17 protein-coding genes and 1 tRNA gene are annotated in these 17,380 nt (G+C 60.3%); 9 read left to right on the top strand and 9 right to left on the bottom strand.

What is annotated here, in order from left to right:
* Positions 1 to 263: 263 nt before the first annotated feature.
* From FJ490_RS05730 to FJ490_RS05720, 3 genes are all read right to left on the bottom strand, one after another.
* Positions 264 to 2,789: a DUF5906 domain-containing protein gene (locus tag FJ490_RS05730; protein WP_140728312.1), complete on the bottom strand. Its 2,526-nt coding sequence runs from the start codon at positions 2,787 to 2,789 to the stop codon at positions 264 to 266.
* Between the two features lie 36 nt (positions 2,790 to 2,825).
* Positions 2,826 to 3,065: a hypothetical protein gene (locus FJ490_RS05725; protein ID WP_140728311.1), complete on the bottom strand. Its 240-nt coding sequence runs from the start codon at positions 3,063 to 3,065 to the stop codon at positions 2,826 to 2,828.
* Between the two features lie 172 nt (positions 3,066 to 3,237).
* Positions 3,238 to 4,524 (bottom strand): site-specific integrase, encoded by a 1,287-nt coding sequence (locus FJ490_RS05720; RefSeq protein WP_140728310.1) that lies wholly within the window; start codon positions 4,522 to 4,524, stop codon positions 3,238 to 3,240.
* Positions 4,525 to 4,676: 152 nt separating this feature from the next.
* Between FJ490_RS05720 and FJ490_RS32600 the strand changes: the two genes are divergently transcribed.
* A tRNA-OTHER gene (locus FJ490_RS32600) sits at positions 4,677 to 4,735 on the top strand.
* Positions 4,736 to 4,779: 44 nt separating this feature from the next.
* On the opposite strand, the gene FJ490_RS05715 is transcribed toward FJ490_RS32600, so the two are convergent.
* From FJ490_RS05715 to FJ490_RS05700, 4 genes are all read right to left on the bottom strand, one after another.
* Positions 4,780 to 5,970: a helix-turn-helix domain-containing protein gene (locus FJ490_RS05715; RefSeq protein WP_140728309.1), complete on the bottom strand. Its 1,191-nt coding sequence runs from the start codon at positions 5,968 to 5,970 to the stop codon at positions 4,780 to 4,782.
* 209 nt (positions 5,971 to 6,179) lie between these two features.
* Positions 6,180 to 6,749, bottom strand: a complete 570-nt coding sequence (locus FJ490_RS05710; protein WP_140728308.1) for a DUF2569 family protein — start codon at positions 6,747 to 6,749, stop codon at positions 6,180 to 6,182.
* A 51-nt stretch (positions 6,750 to 6,800) separates the two neighbouring features.
* Positions 6,801 to 7,166, bottom strand: coding sequence for a hypothetical protein (locus FJ490_RS32595; RefSeq protein WP_181166214.1), 366 nt, complete (start codon positions 7,164 to 7,166; stop codon positions 6,801 to 6,803).
* A 206-nt stretch (positions 7,167 to 7,372) separates the two neighbouring features.
* On the bottom strand, positions 7,373 to 7,987 hold the full coding sequence (locus FJ490_RS05700) for a TetR/AcrR family transcriptional regulator (RefSeq protein WP_140564614.1): 615 nt from the start codon (positions 7,985 to 7,987) through the stop codon (positions 7,373 to 7,375).
* Between the two features lie 91 nt (positions 7,988 to 8,078).
* Between FJ490_RS05700 and FJ490_RS05695 the strand changes: the two genes are divergently transcribed.
* From FJ490_RS05695 to FJ490_RS05675, 5 genes are read left to right on the top strand one after another with little or no spacing between them, the layout of a single operon-like run.
* Positions 8,079 to 9,170, top strand: a complete 1,092-nt coding sequence (locus FJ490_RS05695) for a spermidine/putrescine ABC transporter substrate-binding protein (RefSeq protein ID WP_140728307.1) — start codon at positions 8,079 to 8,081, stop codon at positions 9,168 to 9,170.
* 9 nt (positions 9,171 to 9,179) lie between these two features.
* Positions 9,180 to 10,019, top strand: a complete 840-nt coding sequence (locus FJ490_RS05690; protein WP_140728306.1) for an ABC transporter permease — start codon at positions 9,180 to 9,182, stop codon at positions 10,017 to 10,019.
* A gap of 1 nt (position 10,020) precedes the next feature.
* Positions 10,021 to 10,803 (top strand): ABC transporter permease, encoded by a 783-nt coding sequence (locus FJ490_RS05685; RefSeq protein ID WP_140517632.1) that lies wholly within the window; start codon positions 10,021 to 10,023, stop codon positions 10,801 to 10,803.
* A complete protein-coding gene (locus tag FJ490_RS05680; RefSeq protein WP_140522146.1) occupies positions 10,800 to 11,864 on the top strand; it encodes an ABC transporter ATP-binding protein in 1,065 nt (354 codons plus the stop codon). Before FJ490_RS05685 ends, FJ490_RS05680 begins: the two co-directional genes overlap by 4 nt.
* Positions 11,865 to 11,866: 2 nt before the next feature.
* Positions 11,867 to 12,628, top strand: a complete 762-nt coding sequence (locus FJ490_RS05675) for an MBL fold metallo-hydrolase (protein ID WP_140522144.1) — start codon at positions 11,867 to 11,869, stop codon at positions 12,626 to 12,628.
* An 18-nt stretch (positions 12,629 to 12,646) separates the two neighbouring features.
* Here the strand turns inward: FJ490_RS05675 and FJ490_RS05670 are convergent, their stop codons facing one another.
* Complete coding sequence (locus FJ490_RS05670; RefSeq protein ID WP_181165112.1) at positions 12,647 to 12,811, bottom strand: hypothetical protein; 165 nt, start codon at positions 12,809 to 12,811, stop codon at positions 12,647 to 12,649.
* A gap of 318 nt (positions 12,812 to 13,129) precedes the next feature.
* On the opposite strand from FJ490_RS05670, the gene FJ490_RS05665 reads away from it, so the two are divergent.
* A complete protein-coding gene (locus tag FJ490_RS05665) occupies positions 13,130 to 13,903 on the top strand; it encodes an NAD kinase (protein ID WP_140522140.1) in 774 nt (257 codons plus the stop codon).
* Positions 13,904 to 14,106: 203 nt separating this feature from the next.
* Complete coding sequence (locus FJ490_RS05660; protein ID WP_181165113.1) at positions 14,107 to 15,690, top strand: DEAD/DEAH box helicase; 1,584 nt, start codon at positions 14,107 to 14,109, stop codon at positions 15,688 to 15,690.
* 71 nt (positions 15,691 to 15,761) lie between these two features.
* Here the strand turns inward: FJ490_RS05660 and FJ490_RS05655 are convergent, their stop codons facing one another.
* Positions 15,762 to 16,367 carry a hypothetical protein gene (locus FJ490_RS05655; protein ID WP_140522198.1) on the bottom strand — a complete coding sequence of 202 codons (606 nt, stop codon included), beginning with the start codon at positions 16,365 to 16,367 and terminating at the stop codon, positions 15,762 to 15,764.
* A gap of 341 nt (positions 16,368 to 16,708) precedes the next feature.
* Here FJ490_RS05655 and FJ490_RS05650 point away from each other — a divergent pair, with 341 nt between their 5' ends.
* Complete coding sequence (locus FJ490_RS05650; RefSeq protein WP_210239457.1) at positions 16,709 to 17,293, top strand: HXXEE domain-containing protein; 585 nt, start codon at positions 16,709 to 16,711, stop codon at positions 17,291 to 17,293.
* Positions 17,294 to 17,380 lie beyond the last annotated feature (87 nt).

Raw genomic sequence — 17,380 nt, 5'->3', positions numbered from 1 at the left:
AGAGCGGCCATTTTCGCGGGTTTTTCAATGGGTTGAGAGCTACCCGGTTTAATCGCTTTGATATTTCTATATTGAGAGAAAGAGAGATACATAAAATACCGGCAATTATAGTAATTACTGCGCCGTCCGCGCGTGGCAGAGCCGGGTATAGGGGATTTTTGAGCAATCAAAGCGACCAAAGATTTTGGAGGAATTTCAGTGGGTTGGCGGCGCTTCGATTGACGCTTTGAAATTGCCGATCAAACCGGCCGCAAATTGCATAATTATTCGTACCCTTGGGCTCGACCATAATTGCCGATATTTGCGCCCGGATCGGAGTTCCACAAATAGCCGCGCTTGTTCGGGTCATCTTGAAAATAGGCCCGTCCAGCTTGGCCGCGATTGTGATATTTGAGTTCGCTTAAGGCCGTGCCGAGCGTTCTAGCTGCGACGGGTTTGTTTCCACGTTTCAACAACAAAGCCGCGACTGCCGCCGTGCTGATCCAGCCGCCACGGAAGCCCGGCAAGCCGTCTTCCACAGCTTCGGCAATCAACTGCTCTAACCAGCCTCGACTTTCGATCAACGCTTCTGCGGTGCTGCCGGTAGCCGGCGCTCGAGTCGGTAGCGCGCCGCGCTCAATTGGGTAGGTCAACAGATAATTGGCGACGATCTTCAAGCCGGTCTTGTGATGGCCGTTCTGATGATCACCAAGCCACGCGTAAAGGTCGTTGAAATAGGCATCGTCCATTCCGCGCGAGCGCAGATCGTCAAGCGTCTGGATTGGGCTGTAGAAGATTGCAAAACGTCGGCCATTGGCAGTGATCGGAATTGCGTCTTTGTGGTTGGAAAAGAACATCCAATTGGACGGTGTGTCGGCCATCCGTTGGTTGACCCCTTTGCCTTCTATTTCAAGTTCCGTTTCGGTGATGAACGGTTTGAGGGTTTCGACCATATCGCGCTTGTCGTCGGTCTTGATTTCATCGACCAAGAAAAACAGTCGGCCATCCATCCAACCGTTGAATTTGCTGCCGCTGTCATTCAACTGCTTCGCCTTCGGCTGGTAGAAATATTGCTTGTCGATGGCGTGGCGGATCACTTGCTTGAAAACGTTCTTTCCGACGCCTTCAACGGATTGGATCAACGGAGCCCACGGTATTTTGTGGCCGGGATAGCGAGCATTATGCGCGAGGAATTCGAGCAAAATGCGTTGATCGTCCGGGTTCGGCAGAACCAACGCCAAATGACGCAAGAATGGCGTCGGATCGCCCGCAAGGGTTTCGATGCGCGCGGGAACGTAGGTGTTGAGATAGGATCGCCCCAACCCGTCGCCGGTAATCTCGCCTGTCGGCAGATCGGGACGAAAGCACGTGCCATCGACTTTCGGCACGGTCCAGACTGTCGAGCGCGTTGCGGCCTTCCATGCTTCGTCGGTCGCTTTTCCCGTTGCGTCGATAATGAATTTCTTGCCGCCATATGAAGCGTTGAAGCTGCCGACATCGTACCTAATGCCGCGCGGTCCAATGATGCGGTTTTCGGGACCGATCAAGACGCAATCCCGAAACCATATCTGTTGCTCTTGGGGTGTCAGAAACTCGCCAAATTGCGTCGATGATGGCGCGGGCCGTTGCTGCGGCTGTAGCGGCGTCGAGGACGCGCCGAACGGCAGACGGTAGGTCGCGCCGCCGAACAGCGTTTCGGCCCGCAATACCGGGATGCGACGGACAAGCGACGGCCAACCAAGTTCGGTGTCGCGGATGCTGGCAATCTGCTTACGATCATCGCCCGGATCGTCATCTTTGTATCGGCTACACCACGCCATCAACATGGCGTCGATTTCGTCGGCCGTCCCATGCGTCCACGCGGCTTGCTTCGCAGCGGCAAGCGTCGAAATCCACGCGTTGCGTTCCAAGTCATTGGGATCGACCAAATCCAAGGCGTGGCGCACATGCGCGAGCGATGGAGCGGCAAGCGACGGCTCGCCTAGCTCATGCCGGCCGCCCTGCCCGCCGTCGATCACGTTGACCGATGCCAGGGCGATTTCCAACATTGCCGGATCGAGGCGCTTCCCATAGCCGCCGAGCGCCCAACACGTGACTAAGTGAGGCTGCGATGGGTTCTTAACGTGCAGCGTCCCGGCAAGGCGTAAGACGCGTGAGGGATCGACAACGGCTTTGTCGCCGTCGAATAGCGCCCGAAGACGGCGGTTAATCGACGTGGCCCGCTCGTTGCCGACGTAGGGTTGAACCGTCCAATAGACATGGAAACGTCCCGGTGAAGATTGAACCGCGAACGACGGTGGCGGATTGAATTGCGAGGCGCGTTCGTAGTTCTGGACGGCGCTTAGGTTGTCGAGGTCGATCACGTGAACGCGGATCGATTGGACGTTGGCGAGCGTCAAGCCATTGCCGTCCATTTCGTTGCAGTTGATGAAAACGCCAAAACCTTGCGATTGGTAGTTTAGAATGGTGGTCCAAAGCTGCTGCAAGGTTCCGCGCGTCGGGATCGCTGGTCGCGCCTTGTCGGTATCATGGATAAATCGAATATCGACAATCGCGTTGCTGCCGTCCGGTTGCCCAGTGAGCGTTGCGGTGTGTGAAGATGCCAACGAATAATCTTGCGCAACCGGGTTATTCGGTGCTAAGGCGTTCATGTAACTTAACTTTCCGCAATCGTCTTGAAATACTGATGCCCGGTGCCGCAACGCGCCGGGCTTTTTTTTCTTTGGAGCAGCGGTCTTAGATTTCGCTGCTCGGGGCCAAACAAGGCAGAAATAATGATGCGATATCAAATGCTTGGTATCGAGCGGCAATCGATTGTCTCATTCGGGGTATTTTGTCGGGGAAAATCAGGCCGCATCGACACGTCGGCCGGCCGCGAAGCGCTCGACCTCACCGCGCGACCAGTACCGCCGCCGATTGATGATGCGGGCAGGCTTCGGGAAATCGGCAACTGGTGGCGTCGTCTTCCCCGTCCGGGGATCGGTTTCGCCATTCAGCCAACGCCAAAGCGTCATATCGGAAATGCCGCCGCAGATGAGGCGCACCGTGGGTGCGAGGATAAGTGTATCAATGGGGTTCGTGTTCATGGGGACATGCCTCAAATCGCTGGGTTGTCAGGATTTGCGGGCATCCACCACGCGAGCGCCGGGCCAAGCGGCTTAGGTCATCCGACCATTGCGCCGCCCAAATCAGGCGGCATTGGGAACCGTGAGCTAACGCAAGCTCACGGTCAAGAGCATGTCCTAACGATTTTTCGAGTTATGCACGTTTCGGAAGCAACGTCACGTTGTTCGCGGTGATGGTGGCAACGCGAATTGCCCATTGCTTTAAAGCTTCGGCTTTCTCGTCTTGATAATCATAGCGATTGTAGATCGCGGCTACGCCGGAAACTTTGCCGGTCTTGTGGTTTAGGATCGCTTCGGTCACTTCCTGCTTGATTCCAAGCTTTGCGAGTTCCGTTGCGCATGTGCGCCGCAAATCATGCAGATGCCAATCTGGCAAGGCCGGTTCGCCGCAATGCTTGTCGAGCGCTTTTTTGCCGTTGCTAAAGCCGCTAAATGGCGTGGCTCCGGTTGTGGTGAAAACGTATTCGGACGGATTGCCGTCTGCATCTGCGACCCGTGGCAATGCTTTGATGATCGTTTGCGCGAGTGGCGCGAGCGGCACAACATGCGGTCGCGAATTCTTGGTGCGGGACGCTTCAAGCGTGATCGCGTCCAGGTCGTCGGAAAGCTCGCGCCATTTCAATTCGGCGATTTCGTCGCGGCGCTGCCCGGTCAGCAAGAGCAGTTGCGCCATCGGCCCGAAAGGATAGCCGCACTTTTCCGCAGCGTTCCAAATGGTTTTGATTTCGTCGGTCGCTAGAACGCGGTCACGGCCTTGCGGCTTGGCTGGTGCTTCTGCCAACTCGATGATGTTGCGGCCCATGGCGCGCGCAACCGGCTTCCAACGGAAGAAAGCGGAAAGCACCGCGAACGCGTTGCGACGTGCGCCGGGTGTGAGCTTCGCCAAGAGCTTTTCAACGTCCCGGTAATCGACCGTGCGAATGTCGGTGACGTGCTTCCATTGCGGCTTGATGTTGGTTGTGATGATGCGTTCGTATTCGTCTGCGGTCGATGCCTTGACCGCCCTACCCTTGAAGCCGGTTGCGCGAGCGGTCTTGATGAATTCGTCAAACCACGCGCTGACACTGGTCTTGTCAATCTTCCGTTGCCGGGGATCGTTGCCGCGCTTCGCATCGGCAATCACCTTTTCGGCCGCTGCCCGTGCCTGTGTGACGTTGAGCGCCTGCGTTGGTGAAATGAGGGTTCCAAGGCGTTCGTCGGCGCTGCCTACTTCGTCATAGCGTCCGATGGTTACTTTCGCCGGCTTGCCGTCGATCTTCGTTCGTACGGCCCAAGATAGCGCACCGCTCGGTTGCGGTTGCATCACCAGATAGAGCCCGGCTTGGGCGCTGTCGGGTATCTCTTGCCGCGTTGCGGTTGGCTTCAATGCGCTGATGAACGCAGCGGCTTTTTTGAATTGTCCAGGGATCGGTCCAAGCATCGGTTTCGGCTCCGGGGTAACGTCAGGGGTAATCCGGGGTATGTGATATTACGTTATGAGCCGATATGCAAACCGATGCTCAATAAGCATCTATGCTTTGATTTTCCTACATTTTATGGCCGAAAACGTTAGGCCACGTTATCCGCCGGGGTGTGCTGGCACAAAATTTGTAAACCGAAGGTCGCGGGTTCGATTCCTGCCGGGGGCACCACCCTTCGCTCTGTACGGCCCGGAGACATAGGTAACAGAATGTACCTAAGACATGGGTGACAACCTCGTGCCGAACGGGTTGTCGATGGTCTGCAAGGTCCTCTGTTCCAAGTCGATATACCCCAGATCATAGTGCATGAAGGAGACGAGCCAAATGCCGTCGTCGACTTCGCTGATTCCGAGCCTCTGGCCGGCGAGCACGGTGGAGATGTTGATTTTCTTCCTGTGCATGCAGATGCGGCCGCAGGCGGTGACGAGGATGTCCTTGTCATGGAAGGGATATTCCAGCCCGGGGAGGCCTTGATAGGCTCTTGAAGAGCCTCTGTAGAGCTCGGCTGGCACCTTCATGCCGATGGCCTCGTGCGGCCTCTCGTCATTGAATTCGCTCATGAAAGCATCGAACCTGGCCTGCTGCTGGAGGGTGTTCATGCCCGGCGGCCGGGTCGTTTCGGCCTTGAGCGTGCGGTGCATGCGCCCATGGCGAGCGTTCTCGTGCGGGTTGCCGGGTCTGATGCGCTCGATGGCGATGCCGAGCCTCAGCCAGAACACCGACAGCCTCGATAGATTGTAGAGGCCGTTGGGGCTTGCGAAAGGAAGGCCATTGTCGCTTCTAATCGCTTCCGGCAGGCCACGTTCCTTGAAGAGCCGGACGAAAGCCTCAAGGACGGGAATCTCCTTTGTCGCTTCAAGGGCTTCGCAGGCCAGCAGATAGCGTGAAGCCTGGTCGGTGACGGTCAGGGGGTAACAGTAGCGGCCGTTGCCGAGCTTGAACTCGCCCTTGAAATCGGCGCACCAGAGATCGTTGGGCTGCATCGCCTGTGACAGTTGCGTGCCCGCGGCCTTGTTCGCCCGGTTCCTCTTGCGGGCCTGGCTCACAAGGCCGTGGCGGTCGAGCACGGCATGAACTGTGCTCTTGGCCGGAATGCGCACGTCGCCGGCCAGTTTCCTGATCAGCAACTCCCTGATCTTCCTGGCGCCCCAGTGCGGCTTCTCTTGCTTGTTTTCCACAATCATCCGCTCGATCTGGACCGGCAGTTGGTTGGCATAGCGCACCGGCCGCCGAGAGCGGTCCGTCAGTGCCTCAAGGCCCTCATCCTTGTAGCGATTGAAGATCTTGTAGCCCGTCTTGCGCGAGATGCCGAACTCCCGGCACACATCGCTCATGCCTTCCCCGTCCAGAAGACGGGCCACGAAGCGTAGACGTTCCTCCATCACCGAACACTCTCTCCACGGCATCAACACCTCCGGCCAAAAGCCAAAAGTGTTACCCATGTGTCCGGTACAAAACGTCACCTATGTCTCGGGTCGCTCACTCTTCAAGCTTCGGGTGGCAGGCCACCCAGCCCGTTATAAGAACACCAGATCTCGCAAAACGAAGGAGTGTCCTCCGAAGCCTGTCGCAGGAGGACTGCTCATGCGAAGAGGCGAAACCCAGCGGACTTTCGCTAGGAGGCCGTCGCGACCTGGCCGGCTGCCACTTCGCCGCCGAACGTGTTCTTCACCCTGACGGACTTGTAGACGTAGGCGACCCAAGCCCCGGTGAGGATGAACGACAGGACGGGTGTCGCCAGCGCATCTCCAGCAAGGATCTGGCTCACCGGGACGCCCAGAGTTGATGAGATCAAGATCGTGTCCAGGACGAACACAACCGGTATCGCAATCCACTGAACCAGAAACAATTGTGGAAAGCGTCGGCTTCGCCGCAGCATCGAAATGAGCACAACCAGTTGAAGCGCCAGAAATGCCAGATTGAGGGCAACCTCGCTATACACCGCAACCAGTCCATTTGGCAGGGGCATGAGTTGCCGGTAACCCTCGGCCGAATTGGCCAAGTCGGCGAGCGTGCGCAGCGGCGACAAAACCTGACCGATCGCAAGCAGCATAAGCCAGCCACCGAATCCTACAAGAGCCGCCGGGCCCTGTGACGGCTTCACGGCTGAGCGAACCGCAAAGAAAACAGGCACGCCGACCATCAGCAGCACGATCGTCCAATGCCAGATTGAAAACGTCCCCATTAACCTCTCCCCTTCGCACTCCTATAAGTTGTATCAGATTTCAAATTCAACTCAAGAGGCGACTTCGCGTGCAATGTGGTCGGTGCCGAAGCGGCGACTTTCTCCTGCTGTCCTAAGTCTCGAGCCGCAACCCGGAACCAAACCCGGCCGGAGACGGTTAACGATCGAAGGGACCGCAAACTCTGTAGCGGAACAATGATCGAACTCTTGGACATAGAACTGGCCAGAGCCAGGCAGCGAATTGGCCGAGCGGAACTCGCCCTCAAACGAGCGGAAGAAATGCTGGACGGAGACTGTGGCGTCGGCATCAATCTCGCGCTCTGCAGCAGGATAAGGTCCGCGCAGCGGCGCGTGACCGAAGCGCGAGAGCGCCTGACAAAGATCGATCCGACCGATCACTGATTTTACCTGCGCCACTGCGGCCGCGCGTCTGCTTTCCCTTCAGTCGATGCTTCGAAGGGATCGCTAGGTCCAGCGGCTACGCTGTCAATCCCCCCCAACGTCAAGCCGCTAGGCCATACCGTGCGCGGGGCCCGGCGGTGTAGACGGGCGCCGCCGTTGGCCACTCATCGTCAGTCACACTGGCAGCGGAAGCTGGTTTCATGCCGCGGTCGCTTCCATCCTCACACCCCGATCGCCGCCACCAGGATCCGGTTCTGCCGTCGGATCGCCGCGCGCAGTTCCGCTATCCTTGCCTCGTCGCGCTTCACGAACTCGATGAACATCATGTTCATGTTGTTGAAGACCAGCTCACCCACCGCCTGCCCGTCGATGTCGCGCCGCACCAGGCCGATCTCCTGCAGCCTTGCGATCAGGGCACGGATCTGTTGCGTCAGAGCGCGGTCGAGCGCCGTGTAGGCTTGGCCGAACGGGCTGTCGGGCAGTTGCGTCGAGATCGCCATCGCCTGGCGCCACATCTCCTTGCTGAGATAGTGCAAGGAGTGCTCGATATAGATGCCGATCAGCGTGTCCAGCGCATCGCCGACATTGGCCGGTGGGCTGTCGACCACGCCTCGCCCGGCATTCAGCACCTCGTTGACCTCCATGGAGACGATGGCGCCGAGGATGTCGCCCTTATTCTGGTAGTAATTGTAAATCGTCCCGATCGACACTTCGGCCTGGGCCGCGATCACCTCGATCTTGGCGCCTTCATAGCCGGCCTCGCGGAAAAGCTCGGCCGCCGCCTCGATGATGCGGCGGTGCCGGTCGGCCTTTTGCCTTGCCCTCAATCCATTCATACCGGCTGTCTGCCACAAAAACAGAATTGACTCAATTTTAGAATTGGTTCAACTTTTTGCAAGAAGCCACAAAGGCAAGGGAGAACACTCGATGTCCGCACGATCCGCAGCCAACAATCCGCTTTCAATCCTGAAGAGACATCTGGGCGCCGCTTGCGGCGCCACGGCGCTGGTGCTCTCAGCAGCCGGCGCCAGCCAGGCCGCCGATCTCAACGCCCTGATCTGGTGCGATCATGCCGACCCGGCGCTGCTGCAGCCCTTCGAAGAGGCCAACAACGTCAAGGTCAACGTCAAGGAATTCGAGGGCACCGGCGCGGGGCTCGCCATCGTCGAACAGTCGCAACCCGGCGACTGGGACGTGATGGTGATCGACAGCATCGACGTGCCGCGCGGCGTGGAAAAAGGCCTGTTCGAGCCGCTGCCGGAGGACAAGCTGCCGTTGGGCGACCTCTTTCCGCAGGTGAAGATGGACAACTCTACCGTGGTCGGCGGCAAGCGCTACGGCATCACCGAAAAGTTCGGCTACAACACGATCGGCTTCAACAAGACCAAGGTCGACCCGGCCGACATGCAATCCTTGGCGTCGCTGACAAGCGACAAGTACAAGGGCAAGGTCGCCATCTACGATTATTACCTGCCGGTCATCGGCATGGCGGCACTCGCCATCGGCAAGAAAACGGCTGAACTCACCGAGGCCGATCTTCCCGCCCTCAAGGCCGAACTGCTCAAGATGAAGGCCAACGCCAAGCTGGTCGGCGAGGTGACCGCCAGCCAGACAGCGCTCGCCACCGGTGAAGTCGATATTCTGGTCGGCGGCGGCGAATGGGTGACGGCGGGCCTGGCCAAGGAGAACCCGGCGCTGGACTTCTCGATCCCCAAGGAGGGAGCGGTGCTGTGGTCGCAGTCGCTGGCCATGTTCAAGGACTCCAAGAACAAGGACGTGGCGCTGAAATTCATCCAGTACATCATGAGCCCGGAAGGCCAGGCGCGGCTTGCCACCTCGTCCTGCTATTGGGGCATGCCGGCGAACAGCAAGGCGGAACTCACCGACGACCAGAAGAAGATCCTGCGCTTCGACGAGCAGCCCGAATTCCTTGCCCGCGCCCAGGCCTATCCGGCGCCGAACGCCGACCTCGACAAGAAGATGCAGGACATGTGGACCGAGATGCTGCAGGCGCAGTAGACGGGCGTCGTGAGCAGCACCGCAAACAAGGCCCTGCCCTGGGCGCTGGTTACGCCGGCGCTCGGCTGGACCTTGCTGTTCTTCGTGTTGCCTTTCATTGCCATGGGGCTTTCCAGCCTGACGTCGCATGAGGGCGGCGGCTTCACATCAGCCAATTACAGCCAGTTCTTCACCAATCCTGCCTATTGGCAAGCGATGGTGAATTCGCTGGAGGTGACGGCGATCGTCACCGTGGTCTCGGTGCTGCTCGCCTATCCTTTCGCGTGGATCCTGGCCGAACAGGTGCCGGAACGCTGGCAGCGGCAGGCGCTGATGCTGGCCGTGCTGCCGTTCTGGACGTCCTATGTCGTGCGCTCCTATTCCTGGCTTCTGGTGCTGGCGCAGAACGGCGTCATCAACCGGACGCTGACCGGCATCGGCTTGACCAGCGAACCGCTGCAGCTCGCCAATACGCGCTTCGCCACCGTGACCGGCTTCGTGCATTTCTTCGTCATGCTTTTGACGCTGACGATCTTCGCCAATTTGAAGCAGCTCAGTCCGAGCTACCGCAAGGCCGCCGCTGATCTCGGCGCCGGGCCGGTGCGCACCTTCCTGCATGTCATCCTGCCGCTGACCTTGCCCGGCATCATGGTCGGCGCCTTCCTGACCTTCGTGCTGTGCATCGGCGACTACATCACGCCGCAGATCCTCGGCGGCAACAACGAGCTGGTCATGCCGCAGCTGGTGATGATGCAGATCGGCCGGCGCGGCGATTTTCCGCTGGCCTCCGCCCTGTCGATTATCCTGATGGCGGTCGTGACCATCGCCTATCTCGCCTGCGCCCGCTGGCTGAAGATCGAGCGGGCCTGAGATGCGCCTGATCGTCCGAACCGCTTCCTGTCTCTACGCGATCGCCATCTATGCCTTCATTTTCCTGCCGGTGATCGTGCTCGTGCTGTTCTCGCTGCAGGCAACCTCCTTCCCCATCCCGCCCTTCACCGGCCCGTCGCTGCGCTGGTACCAGGCCGTCCTGTCCGATACGCGGCTGACCTCGGCGCTGGTGAACTCGCTGCTGGTGGCCGTCCTTTCGTCGCTCGCGGCCGTCACGCTCGGCTTCCTCAGCGCCTGGGCGTTCGCGCGCTTCGTGCTGCCGGGTTCGGCCCTGCTGCGAGGGTTGATCACGCTACCGCTTACCGTCAGCTATCTCATCATCGGCATGGGGCTGCTGGTGCTGTTCAACTGGGCCGGCGTGCCGAAATCGCTGATGGCCGCCGGCATCGGCCATGTCGTGATCAACCTGCCGCTCTGCTTCGCCATCGTCTACAGCCAGATGGGCGACCACCAGATCAACATCGAGCGCGCCGCGCGCGATCTCGGCGCGCCGGAATGGAAAGTGCTGCTCTTGATTACTGTGCCTGTCATGGCGCCGGCCATCTTCGCCGGCTTCTTCCTGTCGATGACCTTTTCCTGGGACGAATTCGTGATCTCCTTCCTGCTGACACGCTTCGAAACCACGCTGCCGGTCGAAATCTGGAATCTGCTGCGCTCTGGCCTCAACCCCAAGACCAACGCAGTCGGCTCGCTGGTGTTCGCCGTTTCCATCGTGCTGGTGGTGCTGTTCGAATTGACATTGCTGCGGAGGAAGCCGGCATGAGCGCGCCCCTGGTCGACATCCGCGGGGTCTCGCACCGTTTCGGCCAGCTGGCGGTGCTGAAAGACGTATCGCTGCGGATAGAGCCCGGTAGCTACACCATCCTGCTCGGACCGTCGGGCTCCGGCAAGACGACGCTTTTGTCGATTTTGGGCGGCTTCGTCACACCGAGCGAAGGCAAGGTGTTCATCCGAGGCGAGGACTGCACCGCCGTTCCGCCGGCAAAGCGCCCGACAACGACGGTGTTCCAGGATTATGCGCTGTTTCCGCATATGAGCGTCGGCGGCAATGTCGGTTTTGGCCTGCGCATGCAAGGCGTCGATGGCGCGACACGCGCCGCGCGGGCGCGTGAGACGCTGGCGCTGGTCGGGCTGGATGCCGCCTTCGACAAGAAGCCGCACCAGCTCTCCGGCGGCCAGCGGCAGCGCGTAGCGCTGGCGCGCGCACTGGTGATCGAGCCCGCCGTGCTGCTGCTCGACGAGCCGCTCGGCGCGCTCGACCTCAAACTGCGCCGGCAGATGCAGGACGAATTGAAAGCGATCCAAAAGCGCGTCGGCACCGCCTTCATCCATGTCACCCACGACCAGGAAGAAGCGATGGCGCTGGCCGACCACTGCGTGGTGATGAGTGACGGCCGCATCGAGGACGAAGGGCCGCCCGAACGCGTCTATGCGCGCCCAAAGACACGCTTTTCGGCGACTTTCATGGGCGAGAGCACCATTCTTCGCGGAACGGTGGCGGAGATGATGGACAGGACAAGCACTGTCGCGACACAGGTCGGGCCGGTCTCGGCGTCCGGAGCGTTGCCGGTGGGATCGGCGGTTGCCTTGGCCATCCGGCCGGAGCACCTTGCCCTGGGCGCGACCTCAGGCGCCACAAAGCTGGGCAAGGCGCAGGTCAGCGATGTCGTTTTCCAGGGCAGCTTCAAGCGCGTGCTCGCGGTCTCCGCTGAAGACGCCACGCTGCAATTCATCGCCAAACTGCCCGCGACGTCCGTCGTGCAGCCGGGCGACACGGTCTCGGTTTCCTGCGATACAGACAAGATCATCCTGCTGACGGATTGAACATGGGCATGCTTGCGGTCGTCGACGCACCTGACTGGTACGAAACCATCGGCATGGGCGACGGTGTCACGCTAATCCACGAGCCATGGATCAAACCGTTCTTCCGCTGCAATATGTGGCATGTGCGCGGCCGCGACCGCGACCTGCTGTTCGATACCGGGCTTGGCCATTTCAGCCTCAGGCGCCATGTGCCGCTGGTCAGCGAGCGCAAGCTCACCTGCGTCGCCAGCCACACGCATTTCGATCATATAGGCTGCCACCATGAATTTCCCGAACGTTGCGTGCATGCGGCCGAGGCTGAAATCCTCGCCGATCCGCGCAACGAATGGACGGTGGCTGACCGCTACGCCAATGAAGAGATGTTCGATCGCCAGCCGGAAGGTTGGGACACGGCGCGCTATCGCATCATGCCCGCCCCGGCGGACCGCCTGCTCGAACATGGCGACATCGTCGACCTCGGCGATCGCGCCTTCGAGGTGATCCACACGCCCGGCCATTCGCCAGGCGGCATCGCGCTGTACGAAAAGAAGACCGGCATCCTGCTTTCCGGCGACATCATCTATGACGGCCCGCTGATCGACGACGTCTACCATTCCGATATCGGTGATTATTTGGGGACGATGTTTGGCATGCGCGGCCTCGACGTCTCGGTCGTGCATGGCGGCCATTTCCCGAGTTTCGGCAAGGTGCGCTATCGCCAGCTGATCGACGAGTATCTGGCACAGAAACGCCAGGCCGGCTGCCATCTGCAACCAGGCTCCTAGCAGTCAGCTTGTTTTGACCTACAGCGCCCTTTGCGGACAAGGCATACCGGCGGCGTTGCCGCAGCGCGAGGCCGTGGGCAAGGGCCTGAGGCTTGTTTCTTCCGAGCGGCGCACCAGTTCGGCGAAGACAAGCGCGAAGCTTCCCAGCACGACGGAGATGATGATCAGGCGTGTTACCAGCAATATGTTGGTCCCGGCTGGCGCGTGTCCCCGGAATCGGGCTCGACTCTCGAAGGATTCACGCACGATCAAAAGTGCCACAGCGTCTTTCGTATCCTGAAAGGCATAAGATCGCTGTGGGCGCCCCCACGCCACCATGCCGGCTAACATGATCGATGCGGCTTTACGAGAGTTTAAGCCCGGCCTTAACCATCACATTGGCTCGTTCCCTGATATGATTCGCGACTGCCGGTTCGAACCGCACGTCTGCGGGCTCTCTTTGCACACAGGCCCGCCCATGCTACCCCGGCCCAGCCGCCAACCGGTCACCGTCGGGGAGCCATGAGCAAAGCCGCCAACAGCATCGCCTTCGTCTCGTCCGGCACGCCTGACGCCAAAGCGGCGCTGGAAAGCCTGTCGGCGCGCTATGGCCAGCATTCGGTCGCGGAAGCCGAGGTCGTCGTGGCCCTGGGCGGCGACGGTTTCCTGCTGCAAACTTTGCGCGATACGATGGGGACCGGCAAAAAGGTCTACGGCATGAACCGTGGCACAATCGGCTTCCTGATGAACGAATACCGTTCCGGAGGTCTCGCCGAGCGCATCGCGGCCGCGGTCGCCGAAACGATCCGTCCGCTGGAGATGCAGGCCGTTACCTCGGATGGCGAAACCGTCTCGGCGCTGGCCATCAACGAAGTGGCGTTATGGCGCCAGTCCTATCAGACGGCCAAGATCCGCATCACCATAGATGACCAGGTACGGCTCGAGGAACTGAATTGCGACGGCGTGATGATCGCCACGCCGGCCGGCTCCACCGCCTACAACCTTTCGGCGCATGGGCCCATCCTGCCGCTCGACGCGCCGCTGCTGGCGCTTACCCCCGTCAGCCCGTTTCGCCCCCGCCGCTGGCGCGGCGCTTTGCTTTCCAACAAGGCAACCGTGCGCTTCGATATACTAGAGGCGGAAAAGCGGCCGGTGAACGCCGCCGCCGACCATACGGAGGTCAAGGCCGTAGCTTCCGTGACGGTGAGGGAATCTGCGACGGCGACCGCAACTTTGCTGTTCGATCCCAATCACTCCTGGAACGAACGCATACTGGCGGAACAGTTCCGTTATTGAGCCGATATTGAGCCGGCGCGCGGATAAGCGGCCGGATCAGACATAGTAATTAAGGTTACGACTTCACAATCGAGCCATTGCCGGCCGTTTGTGTTGACAAATCGCGGGCTTGCGCCTAGTTGCAGTGATGATCTTGCGGGCGCGCGGCGCCTGCCGCGACGGATGCCGTTGCGCTTCCCCGAACAGCCAAAGACAGCCAGAACTTGTCCTCAGACACCCAGACCGCTCAAGAAGCGTTGACTTTCGCGGACCTCGGCCTATCGCCGAAGGTCCTTTCCGCAGTCACCGACGCCGGCTACCTCAAGCCGACGCCGATCCAGGCCGGCGCCATTCCGCACGCGCTTCTGGGCAAGGATGTGCTTGGCATAGCACAGACCGGTACCGGCAAGACCGCCTCCTTCGTGCTGCCGATGCTGACACGACTGGAAAAGGGCCGCGCCCGCGCCCGCATGCCCCGCACGCTGATCCTGGAGCCGACCCGCGAGCTTGCGGCGCAGGTCGAGGAAAACTTCATCAAATACGGCAAGAACCACAAGCTCAACATCGCACTGCTGATCGGCGGCGTGTCGTTCGACGAACAGGACAAGAAACTGGAGCGTGGCGCCGACGTGCTCATCGCGACGCCCGGCCGCATGCTCGACCACCGCGAGCGCGGCAAGCTCTTGCTCAACGGCGTCGAGATCCTCGTCATCGACGAAGCCGATCGCATGCTCGACATGGGCTTCATTCCCGATATCGAGCGTATCTGCGAGATGATCCCCTTCACCCGGCAGACGCTGTTCTTCTCGGCGACGATGCCGCCCGAGATCACCAAGCTGACCGAAAAGTTCCTGCACGCGCCGGTGCGCGTCGAGGTTTCAAAGGCCGCCTCCGCCGCGACCAACATCATCCAGCGGCTGGTGAAGTCCGGTTCCAAACCCTGGGACAAGCGCGAGACGCTGCGCAACCTGATCAAAGCCGAGGATGCGGAGCTGAAGAACGCCATCATCTTCTGCAATCGCAAGATCGAGGTGTCGGAGCTGTTCCGCTCGCTGCTGAAATATGATTTCGACGCCGGCGCGCTGCATGGCGACATGGACCAGCGCGCACGCATGCAGATGCTGGCAAATTTCCGGGACGGCAAGCTTCGGTATCTGGTCGCCTCCGACGTGGCGGCGCGCGGCCTCGATATTCCCGATGTCAGCCACGTCTTCAACTATGACGTGCCGATCCACGCCGAGGATTACGTCCACCGAATCGGCCGTACCGGCCGCGCCGGGCGCTCCGGAAAATCCTTCACCATCGCGACCAAGTCCGACACCAAGTATATCGACGCCATCGAACGGCTGATCGGCACCAAGATCGAGTGGCATGACGGTGACCTGTCGACGGTGGTGGCCAGCGAAGGCGAGGACGAAGCTCCGCGCCGTGGCCGCGGTGCACCGCGTCGTGCCGGCCGCAAGGACGACGACCGCAAGGACAGGGGCGAGCGCAAGAGAGGCGGACGCCAGGCCAAGCATGGCGAAGACGCGGCACCGGAAACCGTGCGCGAGGAACAGCCGGTCGCGGCCGAGGAAACGGTCGCCGACACTGGTGAGCGGCGCACGCGCAAGGACGCTATCCGCTCGGAAAATTCCGAGCGCAAGAGCTCCGCGGCGCGCAGCGAGCGACGTGCACCGGAACGTGGCGACACCAGGCCCCAGCGCGATGACCGTCGCCCTGCCCGCAACCGAGAAGACGAAAACGACGCCACCGTTGGCTTCGGCGACGACATGCCCGCCTTCATGCGCATCGTCGCCAAGGGCTGACCGACGAGTGGTTCCAAGACAAGACGGCCATCCGGCTTGCCCTCCCGGCAAGCTCCTGGCTGGGGTCGCCGTTACATCGGCCCGGGCATCATCTTGGTCGGTTTCTCCAACATCGGAAACTCGGCCTTGTTGCATTTCACGTTCGGGTTCGTCGGACTGAACATGCCGTTGGGATTATCACCCAGCCAGGCGTGAAGATCGTAGTGGACGAACTCCCTCGGGATGAGCGGATAGTGTCCCTCCATCGGACCCATGAAGGTTTGGCCAAACAGCTTCGGTGGCTCTTTGACGTCCGGCGTCAGCGGCACAAGCCATTCCGCCCCGACCAGGCGCAGACCGTTTTTCGTCGGCTCGTAGATCAGCACATTGGGGCGCATCGGGTCGAGTTTTTGGCCGACACTTGGGACGTTGACGAAATGGATGCCCATGGCGCCTTTCGGGTAGTACATCGCTCCGGATATCTTTTCTCCGCTATAGTAGACGCAGCCGACCGTCGACAGATAAAGGTCGCGGACGGCCGCAGTGTAGTCCTCATATTTGGCGAGCGACTTTTTCAAGGCGCCGATGTCAGCTTTGTTGGCATCCTCGGCCCGAGCCGCCGCGACGCCCAACCATGCGCTTACAAGACCTGTTAAAACGAGGACGCCGCAGCGCCCGAGGCTAGCTGTTCTTGTCATGCATTCCTCCCAGATTTTTTTGATCTGGCCGTGCAAGACCGAGGCTGAAAAAGAAATGCTTATTGCGCGGCCAGGTGTACCGCCTCATCCCCTCCGGAACAGCGACGATGCTATTCCTTTCCATGGCTGCGGGAAAGCGGTTATTTAGGACTGGCTAATTCTCTGGCGCGCCAATCTCAATCTGAGAGCGGCGGGTCGCGGCCGGTGAAGCTGTTGCCGTCATCGCCGAGCGACGCCACCGTTGGCTTCGGCGACGACACACCGGCATTCATACGCATTGTCGCCAAGGTCTGATATCGTCGTGTGTTGCAAGGACGCACGGCCTCGCCGAAGATGGCGTGATGAAGCGTCTGGTGGAAGATTGGGTCTATGGTGGCGTGCTCGCCGGCCTCACTCTGTGCGTGGTGGCGATCGGGCTGGCTGCTCGATTGGAGACAGCCGAGCTCGCCGTCTTCCTGCTGATCCCGATTTACATGCTCCACCAATACGAGGAGCATGCCGAGGACCGGTTCCGGCTTTTCGTCAACAAGATGCTCGGCGGTGGGGCGCCGCTGCTTACCCGCTTCGATGTCTTTGTGATCAACGTACCGGGTGTATGGGGCATCTATTCCCTGGTTTTCACCCTCGCTGTCACGGTCAATGCCGGGATAGGGCTGATCGCCGCCTACACCACCCTGATCAACGCTTTGGTTCACGTCGCGCAGGCCATCAGGATGCGCAGCTACAACCCCGGGCTCATCACCGCAGTTGTCTTGTTCGTACCCGCATCCATCTGGTCGATCCTGACGCTTTCCGGTTCGGGAACGGGCTTCCATATCCTTGGACTTACGGTCGGGCTGCTCATTCATGGACTGATCGTTGCCCATGTCGTCCGGCGGCAGCGCCTGACCCAACGAGCGACGGTCGATAAGCCGACCTCACCGTAACATCATGGAAGAACCCGGGGGCCGCAGGCCTGGCCGTCGGTCGCATTTTGCAAACAAAAACGGCCCCTTGCGAGGCCGTTTTTGCAT

The organism is Mesorhizobium sp. B2-5-11 (genome assembly GCF_006440835.1).
Classification (GTDB): domain Bacteria; phylum Pseudomonadota; class Alphaproteobacteria; order Rhizobiales; family Rhizobiaceae; genus Mesorhizobium.
This window is presented reverse-complemented; position numbering and strand designations above follow the sequence as displayed.

Coding starts and splice junctions, on each gene's coding strand:
- FJ490_RS05655 (WP_140522198.1), bottom strand. CDS start 16,367: ATGACAAGAACAGCTAGCCTCGGGCGCTGCGGCGTCCTCGTTTTAACA.
- FJ490_RS05680 (WP_140522146.1), top strand. CDS start 10,800: ATGAGCGCGCCCCTGGTCGACATCCGCGGGGTCTCGCACCGTTTCGGC.
- FJ490_RS05650 (WP_210239457.1), top strand. CDS start 16,709: ATGAAGCGTCTGGTGGAAGATTGGGTCTATGGTGGCGTGCTCGCCGGC.
- FJ490_RS05715 (WP_140728309.1), bottom strand. CDS start 5,970: ATGCCGTGGAGAGAGTGTTCGGTGATGGAGGAACGTCTACGCTTCGTG.
- FJ490_RS05725 (WP_140728311.1), bottom strand. CDS start 3,065: ATGAACACGAACCCCATTGATACACTTATCCTCGCACCCACGGTGCGC.
- FJ490_RS05675 (WP_140522144.1), top strand. CDS start 11,867: ATGGGCATGCTTGCGGTCGTCGACGCACCTGACTGGTACGAAACCATC.
- FJ490_RS05710 (WP_140728308.1), bottom strand. CDS start 6,749: ATGGGGACGTTTTCAATCTGGCATTGGACGATCGTGCTGCTGATGGTC.
- FJ490_RS05720 (WP_140728310.1), bottom strand. CDS start 4,524: ATGCTTGGACCGATCCCTGGACAATTCAAAAAAGCCGCTGCGTTCATC.
- FJ490_RS05665 (WP_140522140.1), top strand. CDS start 13,130: ATGAGCAAAGCCGCCAACAGCATCGCCTTCGTCTCGTCCGGCACGCCT.
- FJ490_RS05685 (WP_140517632.1), top strand. CDS start 10,021: ATGCGCCTGATCGTCCGAACCGCTTCCTGTCTCTACGCGATCGCCATC.
- FJ490_RS05695 (WP_140728307.1), top strand. CDS start 8,079: ATGTCCGCACGATCCGCAGCCAACAATCCGCTTTCAATCCTGAAGAGA.
- FJ490_RS05700 (WP_140564614.1), bottom strand. CDS start 7,987: ATGAATGGATTGAGGGCAAGGCAAAAGGCCGACCGGCACCGCCGCATC.